Origin of the sequence: Parerythrobacter jejuensis, from assembly GCF_039536765.1 — a bacterium.
Classification (GTDB): Bacteria; Pseudomonadota; Alphaproteobacteria; order Sphingomonadales; family Sphingomonadaceae; genus Parerythrobacter; species Parerythrobacter jejuensis.
Window position 1 is genome coordinate 463,163 of sequence record NZ_BAAAZF010000001.1, and the last position, 17,759, is coordinate 480,921.

General features: G+C 59.6%; 18 protein-coding genes and 1 tRNA gene. 3 read left to right on the forward strand and 16 right to left on the reverse strand.

Annotated elements, in window-relative coordinates:
* Positions 1-14: 14 nt before the first annotated feature.
* The 6 genes from ABD653_RS02220 to ABD653_RS02245 all read right to left on the reverse strand — a co-directional run bounded on the left by ABD653_RS02220 (position 15) and on the right by ABD653_RS02245 (position 5,992).
* A tRNA-Lys gene (locus tag ABD653_RS02220) sits at positions 15-90 on the reverse strand.
* A 205-nt stretch (positions 91-295) separates the two neighbouring features.
* Positions 296-1,417, reverse strand: coding sequence for a rod shape-determining protein RodA (gene rodA, locus ABD653_RS02225; RefSeq protein WP_160779648.1), 1,122 nt, complete (start codon positions 1,415-1,417; stop codon positions 296-298).
* Positions 1,414-3,459 carry a penicillin-binding protein 2 gene (mrdA, locus tag ABD653_RS02230; RefSeq protein WP_160779649.1) on the reverse strand — a complete coding sequence of 682 codons (2,046 nt, stop codon included), beginning with the start codon at positions 3,457-3,459 and terminating at the stop codon, positions 1,414-1,416. Before mrdA ends, rodA begins: the two co-directional genes overlap by 4 nt.
* Positions 3,459-4,013, reverse strand: a complete 555-nt coding sequence (mreD, locus tag ABD653_RS02235; protein WP_160779650.1) for a rod shape-determining protein MreD — start codon at positions 4,011-4,013, stop codon at positions 3,459-3,461. The genes mrdA and mreD overlap by 1 nt, the downstream gene beginning before the upstream one ends.
* Positions 4,013-4,930: a rod shape-determining protein MreC gene (mreC, locus tag ABD653_RS02240; RefSeq protein ID WP_160779651.1), complete on the reverse strand. Its 918-nt coding sequence runs from the start codon at positions 4,928-4,930 to the stop codon at positions 4,013-4,015. Before mreC ends, mreD begins: the two co-directional genes overlap by 1 nt.
* An 18-nt stretch (positions 4,931-4,948) precedes the next feature.
* Positions 4,949-5,992, reverse strand: a complete 1,044-nt coding sequence (locus ABD653_RS02245) for a rod shape-determining protein (RefSeq protein WP_160779652.1) — start codon at positions 5,990-5,992, stop codon at positions 4,949-4,951.
* 188 nt (positions 5,993-6,180) lie between these two features.
* Between ABD653_RS02245 and mutL the strand changes: the two genes are divergently transcribed.
* Together mutL and ABD653_RS02255 are read left to right on the forward strand one after the other, a co-directional pair.
* A complete protein-coding gene (gene mutL / locus ABD653_RS02250) occupies positions 6,181-8,031 on the forward strand; it encodes a DNA mismatch repair endonuclease MutL (protein WP_160779653.1) in 1,851 nt (616 codons plus the stop codon).
* Between the two features lie 16 nt (positions 8,032-8,047).
* A complete protein-coding gene (locus ABD653_RS02255) occupies positions 8,048-8,320 on the forward strand; it encodes a hypothetical protein (RefSeq protein ID WP_160779654.1) in 273 nt (90 codons plus the stop codon).
* A gap of 33 nt (positions 8,321-8,353) precedes the next feature.
* Here ABD653_RS02255 and ychF read toward each other — a convergent pair whose 3' ends face one another.
* From ychF to ABD653_RS02305, 10 genes are all read right to left on the reverse strand, one after another.
* A complete protein-coding gene (gene ychF, locus ABD653_RS02260) occupies positions 8,354-9,454 on the reverse strand; it encodes a redox-regulated ATPase YchF (protein WP_160779655.1) in 1,101 nt (366 codons plus the stop codon).
* A 78-nt stretch (positions 9,455-9,532) separates the two neighbouring features.
* Positions 9,533-10,528, reverse strand: coding sequence for an SDR family oxidoreductase (locus tag ABD653_RS02265; RefSeq protein WP_160779656.1), 996 nt, complete (start codon positions 10,526-10,528; stop codon positions 9,533-9,535).
* On the reverse strand, positions 10,525-11,022 hold the full coding sequence (locus ABD653_RS02270; RefSeq protein ID WP_160779657.1) for a P-loop NTPase family protein: 498 nt from the start codon (positions 11,020-11,022) through the stop codon (positions 10,525-10,527). The genes ABD653_RS02265 and ABD653_RS02270 overlap by 4 nt, the downstream gene beginning before the upstream one ends.
* Positions 11,023-11,040: 18 nt before the next feature.
* Positions 11,041-11,610 carry an aminoacyl-tRNA hydrolase gene (gene pth, locus ABD653_RS02275; protein WP_160779658.1) on the reverse strand — a complete coding sequence of 190 codons (570 nt, stop codon included), beginning with the start codon at positions 11,608-11,610 and terminating at the stop codon, positions 11,041-11,043.
* A gap of 92 nt (positions 11,611-11,702) precedes the next feature.
* Positions 11,703-12,386: a 50S ribosomal protein L25/general stress protein Ctc gene (locus tag ABD653_RS02280; protein ID WP_160779659.1), complete on the reverse strand. Its 684-nt coding sequence runs from the start codon at positions 12,384-12,386 to the stop codon at positions 11,703-11,705.
* A gap of 116 nt (positions 12,387-12,502) precedes the next feature.
* A complete protein-coding gene (locus tag ABD653_RS02285; protein ID WP_160779660.1) occupies positions 12,503-13,387 on the reverse strand; it encodes a TraB/GumN family protein in 885 nt (294 codons plus the stop codon).
* Positions 13,384-14,325 (reverse strand): TraB/GumN family protein, encoded by a 942-nt coding sequence (locus ABD653_RS02290; RefSeq protein ID WP_160779661.1) that lies wholly within the window; start codon positions 14,323-14,325, stop codon positions 13,384-13,386. The genes ABD653_RS02285 and ABD653_RS02290 overlap by 4 nt, the downstream gene beginning before the upstream one ends.
* A gap of 60 nt (positions 14,326-14,385) precedes the next feature.
* Positions 14,386-14,811, reverse strand: a complete 426-nt coding sequence (locus ABD653_RS02295) for a hypothetical protein (protein ID WP_160779662.1) — start codon at positions 14,809-14,811, stop codon at positions 14,386-14,388.
* A complete protein-coding gene (locus ABD653_RS02300) occupies positions 14,798-14,992 on the reverse strand; it encodes a helix-turn-helix transcriptional regulator (RefSeq protein ID WP_160779663.1) in 195 nt (64 codons plus the stop codon). The genes ABD653_RS02295 and ABD653_RS02300 overlap by 14 nt, the downstream gene beginning before the upstream one ends.
* Complete coding sequence (locus tag ABD653_RS02305) at positions 14,989-15,447, reverse strand: hypothetical protein (protein WP_160779664.1); 459 nt, start codon at positions 15,445-15,447, stop codon at positions 14,989-14,991. The genes ABD653_RS02300 and ABD653_RS02305 overlap by 4 nt, the downstream gene beginning before the upstream one ends.
* 169 nt (positions 15,448-15,616) lie before the next feature.
* Between ABD653_RS02305 and ABD653_RS02310 the strand changes: the two genes are divergently transcribed.
* Entirely contained in the window at positions 15,617-17,716 is a 2,100-nt protein-coding gene (locus ABD653_RS02310; RefSeq protein WP_160779665.1) for a molybdopterin oxidoreductase family protein, read from the forward strand.
* The last annotated feature ends 43 nt before the right edge of the window (positions 17,717-17,759 follow it).

The window sequence follows — 17,759 nt, forward strand, 5'->3', positions numbered from 1 at the left end:
CTGGGTGGAGAAGGTGGTGGACGCACTAGGGTTCGAACCTAGGACCCGCTGATTAAGAGTCAGCTGCTCTACCAACTGAGCTATGCGTCCACACTTTCGGGCAACTGACCCGTGGGGTCAAAGCCTGCCGAATCAGGCGAGGCGCTGCATTTAGCGATTGTTGCCAGCGTGACAAGAGGAACCGCACGGGAAAGTTTATCCGGGAACTGGCGGCCCCTCCAACCACGGCTCGCGATGGGGCTTTAGACATATCGCTGGCGCCATGATGCGACCCGCGCTGCCTAGCGTTTAGCACTCAGCTGGTGCGGAGACCTCCGGGTCGCGATTCCCGTGTCCAGCGGTGCACCATCAGCAGGCTGCCGATACAGATCATGTTGGTCATCATCGACGATCCGCCATGGCTCATAAAGGGCAGGGGAATGCCCACAACCGGAGCAAAGCCCATCACCATCAGCAGGTTGATCGCGATATAGAAGAAGATGGTCGCCACCATCCCGGATGCCAGCAGTCGATCGAAACGGCTCTGCGCTTTGCGCGCAACGCGAATGCCCCATCCAAGGATCAGGCCAAACATCGCGAGTGTGAACATGCCCCCAAGCAGTCCCCATTCCTCTGCCATTGTCGAGAAGACGAAATCCGTGTGCGGTTCGGGCAGATAATTCAAATGACTCTGAGAGCCCTCATTGAAGCCCTTGCCGGTCCATCCCCCGGAGCCAATGGCAATCTTGGATTGGGTAATGTGATAGCCGCTACCAAGGGGATCACTTTCGGGATCGAGGAAAGTGGTGACGCGGCGTTGCTGGTAGGGCTTGAGGGCAAAGAAATAGGCGAGTGGTACTGCGGCAGTGCCCAACACACCTGCACCAACGAACCAGCGCATCGGCAATCCGGCCAGGAACATCACAACCCCGCCACCGAAGACAATGGCGAGGGAAGTACCGAGATCAGGCTGCATCAGGACCAGGCCCATGGGCATACCCATCAGCACGACCGCGGGAACCAGAGCTCGCCAAGTCCCGATCATGCCCACCGGAAGCCCGTCATAAAACTTGGCCAACGCCAGAACGAGGGCAGGTTTCATCAGCTCGGATGGCTGCAGTCGCATAAAGCCAAGGTCGAGCCAACGCTGACTGCCGCCGCCCATACCGCCAATGGCCTCCACCGCGACCAGCATGATCAGGATGATCACGTAGACAGGGAAAGCCGCGAACTTGGCCAGTTCACGGGGAAAGACGGCCAGAATGCTGGCCATGACGAGGAAAACGGAAAAGCGGACAAGGTGCGAAAAGGCGAAAGGCTGCATATTTCCGCCCCCCGCAGAATAGAGCACCACAGCGCCGAAAGCGACAAGCAGGAGCAGCGGGATCAGCATGCCCCATGGCTGACGCGCGATAGGGGCCGGAATGACGGAGTTCATGGTGGGCCTCCGCCAAGCACTTCGTCCGATCGGGTTTCCCTGCGACCTCCGCTGATATCTTGCGCCAGCGCTTCGGCTTGTTGGGCAGCCATTCTAGCTTCGGCATCAACCCGATCAAAAATCTCTTCATCGCGTCGCGGAACGGGTTCGACAAATTCGCCGGCCTCTGCGGCATAACGCGCATATTTCTGCGCCAAACGCTCTTGCGCAGTGCCGCCCCATTGCTGCTCGTAGCGGCGCAAGGCATCCATCCCTTTAACGGGATCGAACATAAAGGTCATGACATCGCGTGCAATGGGGTAAGCCGCACCCGAGCCTCCGCCATGCTCTATCACTACCGCACCCGCATAACGTGGCTTGTCGAAAGGAGCGAAGAAGACGAACAATCCATGATCGCGATATTTCCAAGGCCCTGAACGACCATCGGACACGCTGAGACTGACGACCTGGGCAGTCCCTGTCTTGCCCGCCATCTTGATTCCTTCGAGCGGCAGGCGGGCACGGCCAGCAGTACCAGGGCCGTTGACGACATCGCTCATCGCCTTGCGGACATAATCAATATGATCCTGAGAAAAGCCGAGACTGGCGGGCGCACCCAGCTGCGTATCCAGCCTGATCCGGGGCATGAGGTTCTTGCCCGTCGCAAGGCGCGCCGACATGACGGCGAGCTGAAGCGGGTTCGCGAGATAATAGCCCTGGCCGATACTGGCATTGACCGTGTCGAAGGCTCGCCACGGTTCCCCGAACTTTTCTTCTTTCCAAGCCGGATTGGGCACCGTGCCATAGAACTGACTGGTGACGGGCAGAGGGAATTCCTGCCCAAGGCCAAGCCGTTCAGCAAAAGCGGCAATCTTGGCAAAACCGATCTGCTGGGCGAAGTGATAGAAGTAGCTGTCGCAACTCTGATATATTGCTTTGGCCATGTCGACCCGGCCGTGATTGCTCCAGCAATTGAAGAACCGGTTGCCGATCCGGCGACCACCACCGCAAATGATGGTTTCGTTTGGATCGATGCCTTCCTGTAGGAACTCCATGCAGTGCATCGGCTTGATCGTGGAGCCGGGCGGGTAGAGCCCCTTCAGAACCTTGTTGCGCAATGGCACGCGCTCGTCCTCGCGCAGCATCGCATATTCAACGCTGCCGATACCGTCGGAAAAGCTGTTCGGATCGAAACTGGGCATGGATGACATGCACAGGATGTCACCAGAATCGCAGTCCATCACCACGACCGACCCACTTTCGAGCCCGATGCGGCGGGCGGCATAGTCTTGCAACGGGCCATCGATGGTCAATTGCACTGGCTTGCCCTGAGTATCGGGCCGCGTATCGAGATCACGAACAATCCGGCCGGTGGCGGTCACTTCGACCCGGCGCGCTCCGGGTTCGCCGCGCAGCGATTGCTCGAACTGCTTCTCCATCCCGTCTTTGCCAATTTTGTATCCGGGTGTGATCAACAGTGGATTGCGATCCTGCTCATACTCCTCGGCCGAAGCCGGGCCGACATAGCCGATCAGATGTCCGACCGAAGGTCCCGTGGGATAGAGACGAGAGAAGCCGCGTTGCGGCACCACGCCGGGCATTTCCGGCAAGCGCAGGGAAACGGCGGCAAACTGTTCGTATTCAAGCCCATTGGCCACTTCGATCGGCGCAAAGCCTCTGGAGTCCTCCACCCGCTTGCGAAGGTCGCGCATCCGGTTGTCATCAAGGGACAGCAACTCGCCCAGTCGGGCCAGCGTCTTTTCCTTGTCGGCTACACGCTCGGGAATGAGATCGACCCGGAAGTCCGCCCGGTTGGACGCCAGTGGCGCGCCATTGCGGTCCAATATCCAGCCCCGGCGTGGCGGGATCAGGGTCAGGTTGACACGATTGCTCTCGCTTTCGGTGCGGTATTTCTCGTTCTCGGCAATCGCCAGATAGGCCATCCTGCCGGCCAGCAGCATGCCAACGCCAGCGCCAACGCTACCAATCGCAAAGCTACGCCTGTCGAACCGGTTTTGCAGCGTGGTCGCGTTGACCGGAAGTCCTGATTTATCGAGTGCCATCAACCGACAACCCGGATTCTCACCAGTCGGAAGCGATCAAGGCCGGCTACCAGACGAGCGATGGGAGGGAAGGCCAAGATGGAAAGCAGGAGCTGCGGGCCAAGCGCAATTAGCGCAATAAAGGTCACTTCACCGCCCGAGAAAGCCATGCCCACCACCAAGAATACTGCGATCACCAATCCGGCCGTGATCCAGTTCTCACGGAAACTGCGCCACGGAAACCTCGCCTCGACAGCCTCGATCGCCAACAAGGCCACGGAGAACAGCAGGATAGAGCACCCGAATGGCTGACCGCTGAACAGGTCGTTCCAAAGGCCTAGCGGGAAGCCAGCCCAAACAGGCATCAGACCAGGTCGCACAAGACGCCACGCCAGCAGGAATAGCAGACCCAGAGGAGGGAGGATCGGGATGGCCGAGGTTAGAGGCAGGAAAGGGAGAAGGCAGGCCAGGAGGATGGAGCCCCACGGTACGATATACAACAACAATGGCGAATGATCGCGATTAATCCGGCTGCCATAGGCATCACTGCGCGAGCGTGGATTAAGCTGTTCCATCAGGGCGCGCCTTCACCGGCGTTATCCCCGTCGCCAAGACTTTCTTCAATCGGGGTAGCGGCGCTTTCGACGGCTTCTGGTTGGAAAATCGGCTCCACCGCGACGAAATCTGTCGCTGCCGGATCGCTGATAATCCGGGCAATTGCACCATCATCTGTAACTTCGCTGACGATGGCGACGGCGATGCCAGGGCGATAGAAGCCTCCGGCCCCGCTGGTCACGAAAACATCGCCTTGTTCCAGCGGATTAATACCCAGATTGATGAGCCGGATATCGATCCTGCCGTCACCACGACCTTCGGCAAAGGCCACGACCTCATCCTGGGCGCGGCGAACCGGCAAGACGCTTTCGCTGTCTGTCAGCAATAGAACTCGGGAGGTATTCGCCGCCACTTCCAGAACGCGGCCGACAACCCCGCGCGGGGACCGTACCGGCATGCCGGCTTGGACCCCGTCATTGCGCCCTGCGGCAAGATAGGCAAACCGGCGCGAACTTGCCGCGCTCGACCCCACAAGCCGCGCCACGGCGACCGGCTGCACCTCATCATCACGAATTTCGAGCAATGTCTTGAGCCGCGCATTCTCCTGCGCCAGCGCTTTTGCTTCTTCGAGCCTGATCCGTGCCAGCTCGACCTCTTCCTTCAGGGCAGCGTTCTGGCTGCCTGCCTGCAGATAGCCTTGGATGCTCTCGATCAGGCCCTGGCTTTCGCTGCGTGCGACGGCGCTAGCTTCTCCCGCCGGGCTGGCGACATCGGTTGCTGCGCCGCGAAGGCTTGAAAACGCATTCGGACTGAACAGCGAGATTCCCAGCAGGACAGCACCGATCAACGCGCCAATTGCCGCGATCACATACCCCGTGAATTGCCCATATTGCGCCCTGCGAGAATGCCCGGAGCGCCGTTTGGAAGGCGGCGCCATGTCCTGCCCCTCCTTGGCTTAGGCCGTCATCAAGACGCCGCGGTAAATCGGATCTTCCATTGCCCGGCCGGTGCCGACAGCAACGCAGGACAGCGGATCTTCAGCAATGCTGACCGGCAGACCGGTTTCTTCGCGCAGATGATCATCGAGCCCAGCGATCAAAGCACCACCACCGGTGAGCACGATGCCCTGGTCGACAATATCGGCCGCCAGTTCAGGCGCAGTATTTTCCAGAGCGATCCGCACACCTTCGACGATGGCGCCGATCGGCTCGTTCAATGCCTCGGCGAGATGCGCCTGGTTGATGGTGATTTCCTTGGGAACACCGTTGACCAGATCACGTCCCTTGAGCGTGATGGTTTCGCCAATACCGTCGGCAGGCGCAACAGCGACGCCATAGTCTTTCTTGATCCGCTCTGCGGTGGACTCGCCGATCAGCAAATTGTGATGGCGGCGGACATAAGAGACGATTGCCTCATCCATCTTGTCACCGCCGGTCCGCACCGAAGTCGTGTAGGCGAGGCCACGCAAGGATAGAACGGCAACTTCTGTTGTGCCGCCACCAATATCGACCACCATGGAACCGACGGGCTCTGTCACCGGCATGTCTGCGCCGATTGCTGCGGCCATCGGTTCCAGGATCAGGTAGACCTGGCTGGCACCCGCATTGCTGGCGGCGTCGCGGATTGCGCGGCGCTCTACCGAAGTCGAGCCGGACGGTACGCAAATCGTGATTTCCGGATAGCGCAGCAGGCTCTTTTTGCCATGCACCTTACGGATGAAGTGTTTGATCATTTCTTCCGCGATTTCGATATCGGCAATCACGCCGTCACGCAGCGGGCGGATCGCCTCGATGCTGTCCGGCGTTTTGCCCATCATCATCTTCGCATCATCACCCACGGCCTTGACGCGTTTGATCCCGTTGATCGTTTCGATGGCAACCACAGAAGGCTCATCAAGGATGATGCCCTGATCCTGCACATAGACCAGTGTGTTGGCGGTCCCCAGGTCGATGGCCATGTTCTGGGTGCCGAATTTGAGAAGTTTGGAAAGGAAACTCATTGCGATCGGAAATCCGTAGCGTTTAGTGGGGAATGCTCCGCAAACTTGCGAAAAAAGCAATCCCGTGGGTGTGGGAAAGGGTTCCCTTACCGAGTCGCGCGCAAAAAGGCCAAAAATTTATCCCCAAATATGGTGCAAAATTTGCGGGTCGGCTCGAATTTCCTGCCGCTCATCGCTAGGCTCGGAAAATGCCGACAATTCGCCGCCTGCCAGAAGCTCTTGTGAACCGCATTGCGGCGGGCGAAGTGGTGGAACGACCTTCGGCGGCGCTGAAGGAATTGGTCGAGAACGCAATTGATGCCGGAGCATCCAATATTGCGGTTTCGCTGATTGATGGCGGGCTGACGCGGATCGAAGTATCTGACGATGGCTGCGGCATGGCACCCGAGGCGATGGAGCTGGCGCTGGAACGTCATGCGACATCGAAACTGCCCGACACCCTGATCGGTGAAGCCCAGGCAATCGAGCGGGTCGCAACACTGGGCTTCCGGGGAGAGGCGCTCCCTTCCATTGCCAGCGTATCCCGATTCACTCTCGAAAGCAGACCACACGGGGCCGAGCAGGGGTGGCGGCGCGTGGTAGATCACGGAGCTTTGGTAGAGGAAGGACCCGCAGCCTTGCCACCCGGCACACGCGCGCGGATCGAGCAAGTATTTGCCAAGGTGCCTGCTCGCCGAAAATTCCTCCGCACGCCGCGTAGCGAATATGGTGCCTGTCTGGATGTGGTTCGGCGCTTGGCGATGGCGCGCCCCGATATTGGCTTCACCCTTGATCATGCCGAGCGCAGGGCGCTGGCTTTGCAGCCGGACGACAGTTTGCCGGACCGGGTGGCGCAGATCGTTGCGCGCGAGCTCAAGTCCAATGGTGTCCTGCTGGATATGCAGCGCGGCGACATGACGCTAACCGGTATTGCCGGCCTGCCGACTTACAACCGCGGTGTAGCAGATCACCAATATCTGTTCGTCAACGGGCGCCCGGTGAAAGATCGCCTGCTGGTTGGCGCGGTGAGGGGGGCATATTCAGACATGCTGGCCCGGGATCGTCATGCCGTGCTGGCTCTGTTCCTCGACTTGCCGAGCGAGGATGTGGACGTGAACGTGCATCCTGCCAAAACCGAAGTACGCTTTCGCGATGCCCAGGCGGTCCGCGGCTTCATCGTGTCGGGTCTGCGCCAAGCGCTGGCGACCGGTGATCGCAGGAGCGCGCAAACGCCCGATGCTGGTGCCATGGGCAAGTGGCAGCAAGAGCCGCTCGCCTCAAAGAGTGAAGCCTTAGGGCAGCAAAGACGCGACGAGCCATCTCCGGCCTTGCGTTCGATATTTGATGGGCGCGACTGGTCTGCCGCTTCTCCCAATGTGCGCGACAACAGCCAGTCTTGGCATCGCCAGGAAACTGACGTCATGGCGTTACCTCAGGGCAGGGCCGAAGAGGCCGAGCCGGTCTCAGCTGAACAGGATTTTCCCCTAGGCGTTGCCAGGGGACAGGTCGCCAACACCTATATTGTGGCCGAGGCCAATGATGGCTTGGTCCTGGTTGACCAGCATGCCGCGCATGAACGTCTGGTGCTGGAGCGGCTCAAGGCTGCAGGGGCTGGTGAAGCCGTGGCGCGCAGCCAGGCTCTGCTGATGCCCGATGTGGTCGAGTTGGACGAACCAGCGTGCGACCGTCTCGAGCAAGCGATCGACAAGCTGGACTCGCTGGGCCTGTCGATCGAACGATTTGGCCCCGGCGCCATGCTGGTCCGCTCGCTCCCCCATGCGCTGGCTGGCGGAGACCCGCACAAATTACTGCAAGACATCGCCGACGATCTGGCCAAACACGGCGAGGCACTGTGGCTGGAGGAGAAGCTTGATCTCGTCCTGGGCACCATGGCCTGCCACGGATCGGTCAGGGCAGGGCGGACTTTGCGCGTTGACGAGATGAATGCGCTGCTGCGTGAAATGGAGCGCACGCCGCGCTCAGGCCAATGTAACCACGGCCGCCCGACCTGGGTAAAGCTGAGCATGGATGATGTGGAGAAGCTGTTCGGGCGGCATTGAGGGAGGCTGTATTGGTTTGGATCAAAAGATTCGCGACCGGATTTGGCTGCTGACAGACGATATCTCCAACACGCGCCAAAGCTTGATCGGAAACAAGCCGAAGGGGGTGCTCTACAGTTACCTGATGGTTCCGGAGGACGAGGAAAGGCTCTCCCGGCTTCGTGTGTTGCTGACAGCCTTCGACACTGATCCCAACATTACCGCAATCGTCTCGCACGATGCCGAGGCGATTGCTTCAAGCGGGATGGAATTGTGGAATCCTGACGCTGTGGCGCGGCCAAACAACTGACTGCGAGCCTATCCAACCCGCTTCAACCTTGGCTCACACGTTGAACTTGAAGTTCAACACATCCCCGTCTTTGACGAGGTAGTCCTTGCCTTCCTGGCGCAGCTTGCCTGCATCGCGCGCGCCACTCTCGCCATTACAAGCAATGAAGTCATCGTAGGAAATGGTCTCAGCCTTGATGAAGCCGCGTTCGAAATCGGTGTGGATCTCTCCCGCAGCTTGCGGAGCCTTCGCGCCTTTGGGGAAGGTCCAGGCGCGTGATTCCTTGGGGCCTGCGGTGAAATAGGTTTGCAAGTCGAGCAATTCGTATCCGGCGCGGATCACCCGGGCGAGGCCGCTCTCTTCCAGGCCTAGTTCCGCAAGATACTCGGCGCGATCTTCTTCCGGCATCTCGACCAGTTCAGCCTCGATCGCCGCAGAAACCACGACCGATTGCGCCCCCTCCGCAGCTGCCTTGGCCGCCACCGCTTCTGACAAGGCGTTGCCCTTCGCCGCTTCTTCCTCTGCGACATTGCAGACATACAGCACAGGCTTGGCCGTAAGCAATTGCGCTTGCTCGAACACGCGCTCTTCTTCGACATCCTTCGGCTCGGTCAGCCGGGCAGGTTTGCCATCGCGCAGCAATTCCAGTGCCTGACCCAATACACTGGCCAACACCTTGGCGTCCTTATCGCCTGCCTTGGCCTTCTTCTCCGCATTAGGCACGCGCTTCTCCAGGCTTTCCAGGTCAGCCAGCATCAGCTCGGTCTCAACCACTTCGGCATCGGCCAATGGGTCAACCTTGTTGCTGACATGCTGGATGTCGTCATCCTCGAAGCAGCGCAGCACATGGACGACTGCGTCCACCTCCCGGATATTGCCAAGGAACTGGTTGCCCAGGCCTTCGCCCTGGCTCGCACCTTTGACCAAGCCAGCGATATCAACAAAAGCCAGCTGGGTCGGGATGATCTTGGCGGAGGATGCGATGGCTGCGATTTTGTCGAGCCGCTCGTCCGGCACCGAGACCTGGCCGACATTGGGCTCGATCGTGCAGAACGGATAGTTCGCAGCCTGCGCGGCCTGCGTCTCGGTCAATGCATTGAATAGGGTGGACTTGCCGACATTCGGCAGACCAACGATCCCGCAACGGAAACCCATGGAAAACTCCGGAAAAACTGATTGGCGCGCGCCTTAGCGGGGCGGGCACACAATGGCCAGCCTTGCCAATCAGCCCGATCACACGTTGTGAACGTCGTTCACCCATGGCCCGTAAGGGGAGTTCCCCAGCCAAGCGACCTGGGTCTTGGCAGTCACGTCGTTGATCGCGATCTGCGGCTTCGTGCCGGGATGAACCGGCTTACGCAGCGGGCGGGTGCCCGGCGGCATGGCGATGATCCGGGCAATGGCCTTGGGCACATCCATCGGATCGGTCGACCCGCCTCCGCCGGTGCGCTTGCCCAGGGGCTCGACCATGGCCGGATAGCCGGATGTGTGGGTGTCATCCTCACGCTCGAGCAATTCCAGCGCGAGCGTATTGGCATTCTTCCAGATCATCGTCGGATAGCCGCCCGGCTCGATTATCGTCACATCCACGCCGTGGGGCACCAGCTCGTATGCCATTTGCTCACTGAGGGCTTCCAACGCAAACTTGGTGCCGGAATACTGGCCAAAACCCGGGGCGATGACCCGACCCAGTTGCGACGTGACATTGAATATCTGGCCCGACTTCGCCGCGCGCATCTTAGGTAGCACGGCCCGCGCCATCCGATGCGGGCCAAAGACATTGGTATCAAACACCAATTGCGTGGCAGTCATGTCATGGATCTCGACGGGCCCGCCGATTGATACACCTGCATTGTTGACCAACACGTCCAGCGCGCCGCCGGCAATGCGCTCTGCCTCGGCCACGCCAGCAACAACCTGCGCGTCATCCAGCACGTCGATTTCCAGGACATGCAGATCAAGGTTGTCGGCGGCGGCCAGTGCGGTCAGCTCAGTGGCTTCGGTGCGGGGCAGGTTCCGCATCGAGGCAAAGACCTTTGCCCCCTTGCGCGCAAAGTCTTCTGCCATCAGTCGCCCAAAGCCTGTCGAACAGCCCGTTATCAGGATCGACTTGCCTGACAGGTCCGCAGCAGCTTCCACCTGGTCATCCTGGGCGAGGGCGGCAGTGGCCGCCATCGCGCCGGTCGCGGCAGCGCTGCCAAGAAGAGTGCGGCGTGTGAGTTGGGTCATGTCTCGTTCTCCAGTTTGCCAAGCCAACGCTCCAGCTCTGTAGGGTTTCCGAAGCGGAGTACTTTTGTCTCATGGCCTTGCAACAAGGCTTCTGTTCTGACGCGCGGCCCGGTGTTCCAATTGAAGATATAGCGGAAGAACTCGTAGTCAAAACGCTCAGGGCAACCCTCGGTCATATCGGGCCGCGAGCGCCCCCGATATTCGAATACGCGCCGGGCGGCACGCCACAGGCATAGCAGCGTGGGGTAGTCCAGATAAATCACCGCATCAGCCCGCGCGAGCCGCGCTTCCATCGTGCTGCCGTAATTGCCATCGATCAACCAGCGATCCGCGGCGAGAATAGGTGCAAGTGCCGCACGCAGCTCGTCCTGACTGCCTTCGATCCAACCGGCTTCCCAATGCAGGCGATCAAGATGGTGGAGCGGCAATTCCAGCAATTTTGCCAGACGCCGCGACACGGTGGATTTTCCGGCACCGCATGGACCGATGACCATCACGCGCTCCAAGGCGGATCAATCCTGCTGCCGCAATGCGATTTCACTCATGAAACGCGGATCATTGCCATCCGCTAGCCATTGCGCTTCTGCCCCAATGGCGCCCAGCATCTGGATCAGATCGTCTTGTTCGGCCTTGGTGTAATTGCCCAGCACATGCCCATGGACACGGTCCTTGTGGCCCGGGTGCCCGATACCAATTCGGACGCGGCGGAAATCGGGGCCAAGGTGGCTGTCAATCGAGCGCAGGCCATTGTGGCCGGCATGGCCGCCGCCCTGCTTTACCTTCACCTTGAACGGGGCGAGGTCCAGCTCGTCATGGAACACGGTCAACGCGGATAGATCGAGTTTGTAGAAGCGCATCGCTTCCCCCACGCTCCGTCCACTTTCGTTCATGAAGGTCGCAGGCTTCAGCAGAATTACCTTTTCGGTTCCGATGCGCCCTTCCTGGACCCAGCCCTGGAACTTCTTTTGCACCGGCCCGAAGCCATGCATCTCAGCAATCACATCACACGCCATGAAGCCGACATTGTGCCGGTGCATCACATAACGCGGTCCAGGATTTCCGAGGCCAGCCCAAATCTGCATCGCGGTTCCCTAGCGATCCCGTTGCCAAAAGCAAAACGCCGGCCCATTTCTGAGCCGGCGCCTTGGTGATAGGTTGAAAGTGAAGCGAGGACTTACTCGTCGCCGCCTTCTTCGCCTGCGTCGTCATCGCCGCTCTGAGCGGTGGCTTCGACTTCATCTGCTGCGACTTCTTCCTCGTCTTCGCCATCAGCGCCTTCGGCCTTCTTGAGGGCGGACGGAGCCACAACTGTTGCGATGGTGAAGTCACGATCGGTAATCGCGCTCTCGCTGCCTTCGGGCAGGGTGAGCTCGCTGATGTGGATCGAATCGCCAACTTCCTTGCCGGTGACGTCGATTTCGATCTCGCTCGGGATCTTGTCGTTTTCGCAGACCAGTTCCAGCTCGTGCCGGACCACGTTGAGAACGCCGCCCTTCTTGAGGCCGGGAGAATCTTCTTCGTTGGTGAAGACAACCGGTACGCTCACGTCGATCTTGCCACCCTTTGCCAGGCGCAGGAAATCGGCGTGGGTCGGGCGGTCAGTGACCGGGTGAAGAGCAACGTCTTTGGGAAGCGTCCGCACCTTTTTCCCGTCGATTTCAATCTCGACGATGGAGTTCATGAAGTGGCCGGTCATCAGCTGGCGCACCAGCTCCTTGGCCTCGACATGGATCGGGGTGGGTTCTTCTTTGCCGCCATAAATCACAGCGGGGACCCGGCCTTCGCGACGCAGTGCACGGGAGGCTCCCTTGCCTGCCCGTTCGCGCGTCTCGGCCGGTAGGGTCAGAGCGTCGCTCATGTCACGTACCTTTCAAAATGCTATATTGATCATATCGGATCCGCCACGCCTCCAGGGATGACCATGACGTCCGAAGGGCGCGCAACTAGAGGCAAAGCGCCCAGGTTGCAAGCGATTTACCGGAGGCGGGTGAGGGTATAGCCCTGCGCTTCCAGCAGGGTCACCAGCCCGTCCTGTCCCACAAGATGCGCGGCACCTACTGCCACCAATGGACGTGGGATGCTTTCGAACATGGGGATGATGCGGTCAATCCAGTCTGTGTTCCGGTCTACCAGCAAAGCGCTATAGATGTCCGGGTCCGCCAGAATACCCCGGCGCGTTTCGGCAGCAAGCTGCTCTTCATCACCGGCCAGCCACAGATCGACGGGCGTGATTTGCCCTGCAGACTGGTTTTCGACCTCCTCCAGTACGGAGGAAAGCATCGCCCGCTGATCTTGCTCGGCGAGGCCATCGAAGATCGCGAATTGCTTCGCAGCGCCCTCGAGCTCGACAATCTCGCGACCGGAGAAGTCACGGATTAAAGCCTTGTCGACGCCATTGGCACTGTCGGCATCCCCGCGCGAGACTTGCGCCAGGATCAGCGCGGCAGCCCAGCTTTCGATGCTGCGGAAATCACGCGCGCTGTAAGGCGTCTTTTCGACCAGTTCCGCCACTTCATCGCGCAGGCTGGGACGGACCCGTTCTGCCAAAGCGGGTAATCCAGGCGTCCGCGCCGCCGTAGCAAATTGACGCGAAATCGCCGCCCCGTCTTCCAGGGCGGCGACTTCTACGACCAGCAAGTCGGCATCGGCGATGGCTGTTTCGATCGGAGTGCTTCGCCAACGCACACCGCCAGGCAATGCGTGGATCGTACCGTAGAGCCATCCCTCCACTTCACCATCCGCCGACGCAACTTCCCACAACAGAGGCGGGGGTGCAGACGCTTCAGAGTCTTCAGGCGTATCCCCGCAGGCCGACAGCGCCAGCGCTGCCAGACCTGCAAAGAGAAACCGCCCGATCACTGGACCCGCGTGATCGTGAAGCCGCGTGCTTCGAGCAAGTCCTGCACGCTCTTTTCGCCAGCCAGATGGCCTGCACCGACAGCGATGAAGACCGTGCCAGGCTGGTCCATGCGATCATCGATCCACACGGCCCAGTTGGCATTGCGGTCATAGAGCAGGGCCTCCATCAAAGCGGGGCTCTCTTCCATGCCGGTGTTCATCATTTCAGCGAGGGCGTCGGCATCACCTTCAATCCACTCGGCGACCATCTTGTCGATCATCGGCTTGAGATCGTCGATCCCTTCGGCAGCTTCGATCAGATATTTGACCTGGGCTTCCTGCGGCAGGCTGTCGAACACGCCCATCTGGAATTCGATGGTTTCCAATGCGGCACGCTGCAGGCCTTCTTCGGCTTCTGCTTCCAGCACCTTTTCGACGCCCTCTTCAGGCGAATAGCCTTCTTTCATCAAAGGCAGGATCGAGAGGTTGATGGCACCGAACCACGGTTCGAAGCGATCAAACGCGCCGACTGGCATGCCAAGCTTGGTCATTGCGGTCTCATAGGTCGTTTTCTGCTCTTCCGACATCAGGCTGCGAACGGTTGTCCCGGCCGGCAACATGCCTTTCTCCATGATGATCTGCTGGGTTTTTGCACCCAGATCAGGTGTCATCAGGATTTCGGTGACGAGGACGTCCGAACTGTCGAGCGCCTTGTCGATGGTCGGGCTGAGCCAATTCGTGTCCTTGGGCAGAACGTGGATCGTGCCGAAGAGGTAGATTGTCGTATCTTCATCGGCCAGCTTCCAAAGCGCCGGACCGCCCATTTCGACATCGGCAGCAGGCGCCGTTGCAGAGGCGACCGGTGTCGGCGTGGACTGTTCCTGCGCATGCGCGCCGGTCGAGAAGAGCAGCGCGATGCCCGAGGCAGCGGCAGCAAGAGTGTTTTTGAAATGGGTCATGGGAGGTCCTTTCGGGGGTGGGGATTACAGTGTGATGAATAGATGGTGGATTGGCACGGATTAGCGCCAACCGAGTTTGCGGAAGCCATATGCAACGAAGGTACCCAGTATCATCGCCAGCATGACTGCGACGGCAGTGGGATAAGTGGTCAGGCCGAGTTCGCCGAGGAAATACCATCCCAGGAACACCGTGAGAGCAATGTACTGACCAATCAAATGTGCCCACAGATTGTCCATCAAATCGAGCTCGTCGATACGTTTGAAGAAGTCCCAGGTGAACCAGGCCAGCGCAATCAGTGTGATCAAGCCAACGCCGATGGGTACGAGCAAAGGAACGTCGCCTTTGCCAAATGCGGCGCCGAAATAGCCGCCGAAGAAGCCAAGAACAGCAAAGGCAGCAAAAGCTAAGGCGAGATATTTCCAGAATGCGCGCCTGCGTTCCTTCAATCGCGATTCGCCGGAATTGATCGTTTCAAACTCCGTCATCGAATATCTCCTCTATTGGCATTGAGAACAATCGCGCGATGCGAAAGGCCAGGGGCAAGGACGGGTCATGCTTGCCGGTCTCGATTGCATTCACGGCTTGCCGCGATACCTCGAGCCTCCCGGCAAGCTCCGCCTGGCTCCAGTCGCGTTCCGCGCGCAGAACTTTGAGGCGATTGTTCACGACCGGGTGTCCTGTCTGTCACGTAGCCATGCGAACCCAAAACCCAAGTGAAATGCCAGTGACAAAACAATTGTCGCGGTTACACTGCTCCCGAGAGCCAATGTAACAGATGACGCCTTGTTCTGGCTCTCTCCGCTTGCGAGCCAGAAGCCGAGGTTGTTGGCGACGTCGCCTGTCGCAAGCAAGAACAGGGCCATCAGATAAATCCCTAGCACTGCGCTCATCCAGCGAAATCCGACCAAAGTCAGACTGTAAAGGTATTCGTCAGCGTTCCGGCTGAAGGCTATGCTGAGGGGCCCGCCGGCCATGGCTCCGTAGGCCATTGCGATCAACATATTGTCCAATCCGAGAAACTGGTTCGCAGCGGAGATCAGGCTCCCGAAAAGACCGATCCACATCGCCTTGTAGTGAAAATGCCGGTCGCTTTCCGTGGGCATATTGGGTTCGTAGGGCATATCGTCTCCGTCAGGTCAGCGCGACAATGTGTCAGGTACACGCGACGTATTGTCGTGATTCGCTGACTATGTCAATACTACCTGACATTTTGTTGGGATAAGCTGACATTCGTCCTCAGTGGCGCAGGCGCTAGCGCTCTGCTAACCAGCCCCCAGAGGAGACCCTGCCATGACCACCATACACCACCGCACCTGCCACATTTGCGAAGCCAATTGCGGAGTGCTGGTGGAAATGGATGGCCGCGAGGTCGTATCGATCAAGGGTAATCCGGATCATGTGCTGAGCCGGGGCCATATCTGCCCCAAGGCAACGGCAATTGCCGACCTGCAGGATGATCCCGACCGGTTGCGGCGCCCGATGAAACGCACCGCTGAGGGCTGGCAGGAACTGGATTGGGACACGGCATTCCGCGAAATCGCGGCCAAGGTCGCAGAACTCGAAGGCCAGCAGGCCCGCTCTGCGTTTTATCGCGGGAACCCCGGCGCGCATGATTATGCATTGTCGACCCAGTCTGGATATCTACAGCGTGCAGTTGGCGCGCGTGGCACTTTCTCTGCATCCACGCTCGACCAGATCCCGCATCACTACGCGCAGTTCCAGATGTACGGCCATGTCAGCCTTGCAGCGGTACCGGATATAGACCGGTCACAACTGATCGTGATTGTTGGCGGCAACCCCGTTGCGTCCAATGGCAGCCTGTGGACCGTTCCCGATTTCCGCAAGCGCGTGAAGGAGATGCAGGCACGCGGAGGCAGGTTGGTCGTGGTCGATCCGCGCAAAACCGAAACTGCCAGGATTGCCGATGCCTGGCACCCCGTCCGCCCGGGCACCGATACGGCACTTTTTATCGGCATCCTGCAATGTGTGTTGGCACAAGGCGACACTTTGCGTCCCGGCCTTGCCGAACTGGTCGACGGGAGCTGGGCGAAGGTCAAGCCGATGGTCGATACATTCGATCTGGACGACCTGGCGCAGCATTGCGGAATGCCTGCCGATACCATCCGCGCTCTCGCCGCAGAATTGGCCAGTGGAAAGTCCTCAGCGATTTATGGTCGCATGGGTGTGTCTGTTTGTGAATTCGGCGCCGTCAACCAATGGCTGATCCAGCTGATCAATCTGGCAACTGGCAATCTGGACCGGGAAGGGGGCACCATGTTCCCTCAGCCACTGCTCGATCTGGTTGGCCAGGTCGGCCGCGGCAGCCTGCGAACGGTCGAGACGGCGCGCGGAACGCTGCCTTCGGTGATGAGCGAAATCCCTACCGTGGCATTCGCCGATGAGCTAACCCGCGATGACGAACAGCGCATCCGCACCCTGTTCGTGATTGCCGGTAATCCGGTGCTGTCGGCACCCGATGGCCGCCGGACGGAAGACGCGCTGGCGGGGCTCGATCTGATGGTCAGCATGGATATGCACATCACCGAGACGAGCCGTCATGCGCATTACATCCTGCCGCCGTGCGGACCGCTGGAGAAAGATCATTTCACTTTCTTCTTCGGCCCGCTCGCGGTGCGCGATTTTGGGGCCTATTCGCCAGCAACGCTGGAAATGGAGGAGGGCGCGAAAGCAGACTGGGAAATCGCCAGCGAGCTCGCCCAGGCTATCCTGTCTGCCAAAGGCAAGCAGGTGCCCAACCTGCCGACCCCGCGTGAACAGCTCGATGCCATGCTGCAGGCATCACCCGCTGGCATGACCCTGGCCGAGGTGGAGGCACAACCCAACGGAGTCGATCTTGGCCCGCTTAAGCCTTGCCTTGCCGAGCGCTTGCTGACCGAAGATAAGAAAATCCACGCCGCGCCGGATCCCCTGCTGGAGGATTGCGCGCGCTTTGCCGAAACACTGGATACAACGCCGGCTGGATCACTCAGTCTTATTGGCCGCCGCCATGTCCGCTCCAACAATAGCTGGCTGCACAATTCGAAACGGCTGGTGAAGGGTCCGGATCGCTGCACCCTGATGATCCATCCGATAGACGCGAAAGAACGCGGCTTGCAAGATGGCGATCTGGCGAGCGTGGTCAGCCGGATCGGCGCCGTGGAAATCGCGATCGAGATCACAGAGGACATTATGCCGGGCGTCGTCTCCATTCCGCACGGATGGGGCCACCATCGCGAAGGCGTCAGCTGGCAGACGGCCGCCGATCATGCAGGCGTGTCGCTCAACGATCTCACCGACCCGGAACGCTTTGATCGGCTGACGGGCAATGCCGTGCTCAACGGAACACCGGTAACGGTTGAACCGGCACAGGAAATTGTCGCTGCAGAGTGAATATGCTGCCCATAATGCTGCAACGCGGCATTGACGGGTTTTG

Bases quoted from the DNA above. Each gene is read 5' to 3' on its own strand.
- pth (WP_160779658.1), bottom strand. From the start codon at position 11,610: ATGCAGATTTGGGCTGGCCTCGGAAATCCTGGACCGCGTTATGTGATG.
- ABD653_RS02245 (WP_160779652.1), bottom strand. From the start codon at position 5,992: ATGAGTTTCCTTTCCAAACTTCTCAAATTCGGCACCCAGAACATGGCC.
- rodA (WP_160779648.1), bottom strand. From the start codon at position 1,417: ATGAACTCCGTCATTCCGGCCCCTATCGCGCGTCAGCCATGGGGCATG.
- mreD (WP_160779650.1), bottom strand. From the start codon at position 4,013: ATGGAACAGCTTAATCCACGCTCGCGCAGTGATGCCTATGGCAGCCGG.
- mreC (WP_160779651.1), bottom strand. From the start codon at position 4,930: ATGGCGCCGCCTTCCAAACGGCGCTCCGGGCATTCTCGCAGGGCGCAA.
- ABD653_RS02270 (WP_160779657.1), bottom strand. From the start codon at position 11,022: ATGGTCATCGGTCCATGCGGTGCCGGAAAATCCACCGTGTCGCGGCGT.
- ychF (WP_160779655.1), bottom strand. From the start codon at position 9,454: ATGGGTTTCCGTTGCGGGATCGTTGGTCTGCCGAATGTCGGCAAGTCC.
- ABD653_RS02295 (WP_160779662.1), bottom strand. From the start codon at position 14,811: ATGACGGAGTTTGAAACGATCAATTCCGGCGAATCGCGATTGAAGGAA.
- mrdA (WP_160779649.1), bottom strand. From the start codon at position 3,459: ATGGCACTCGATAAATCAGGACTTCCGGTCAACGCGACCACGCTGCAA.
- ABD653_RS02290 (WP_160779661.1), bottom strand. From the start codon at position 14,325: ATGACCCATTTCAAAAACACTCTTGCTGCCGCTGCCTCGGGCATCGCG.
- mutL (WP_160779653.1), top strand. From the start codon at position 6,181: ATGCCGACAATTCGCCGCCTGCCAGAAGCTCTTGTGAACCGCATTGCG.
- ABD653_RS02280 (WP_160779659.1), bottom strand. From the start codon at position 12,386: ATGAGCGACGCTCTGACCCTACCGGCCGAGACGCGCGAACGGGCAGGC.
- ABD653_RS02265 (WP_160779656.1), bottom strand. From the start codon at position 10,528: ATGACCCAACTCACACGCCGCACTCTTCTTGGCAGCGCTGCCGCGACC.
- ABD653_RS02310 (WP_160779665.1), top strand. From the start codon at position 15,617: ATGACCACCATACACCACCGCACCTGCCACATTTGCGAAGCCAATTGC.
- ABD653_RS02305 (WP_160779664.1), bottom strand. From the start codon at position 15,447: ATGCCCTACGAACCCAATATGCCCACGGAAAGCGACCGGCATTTTCAC.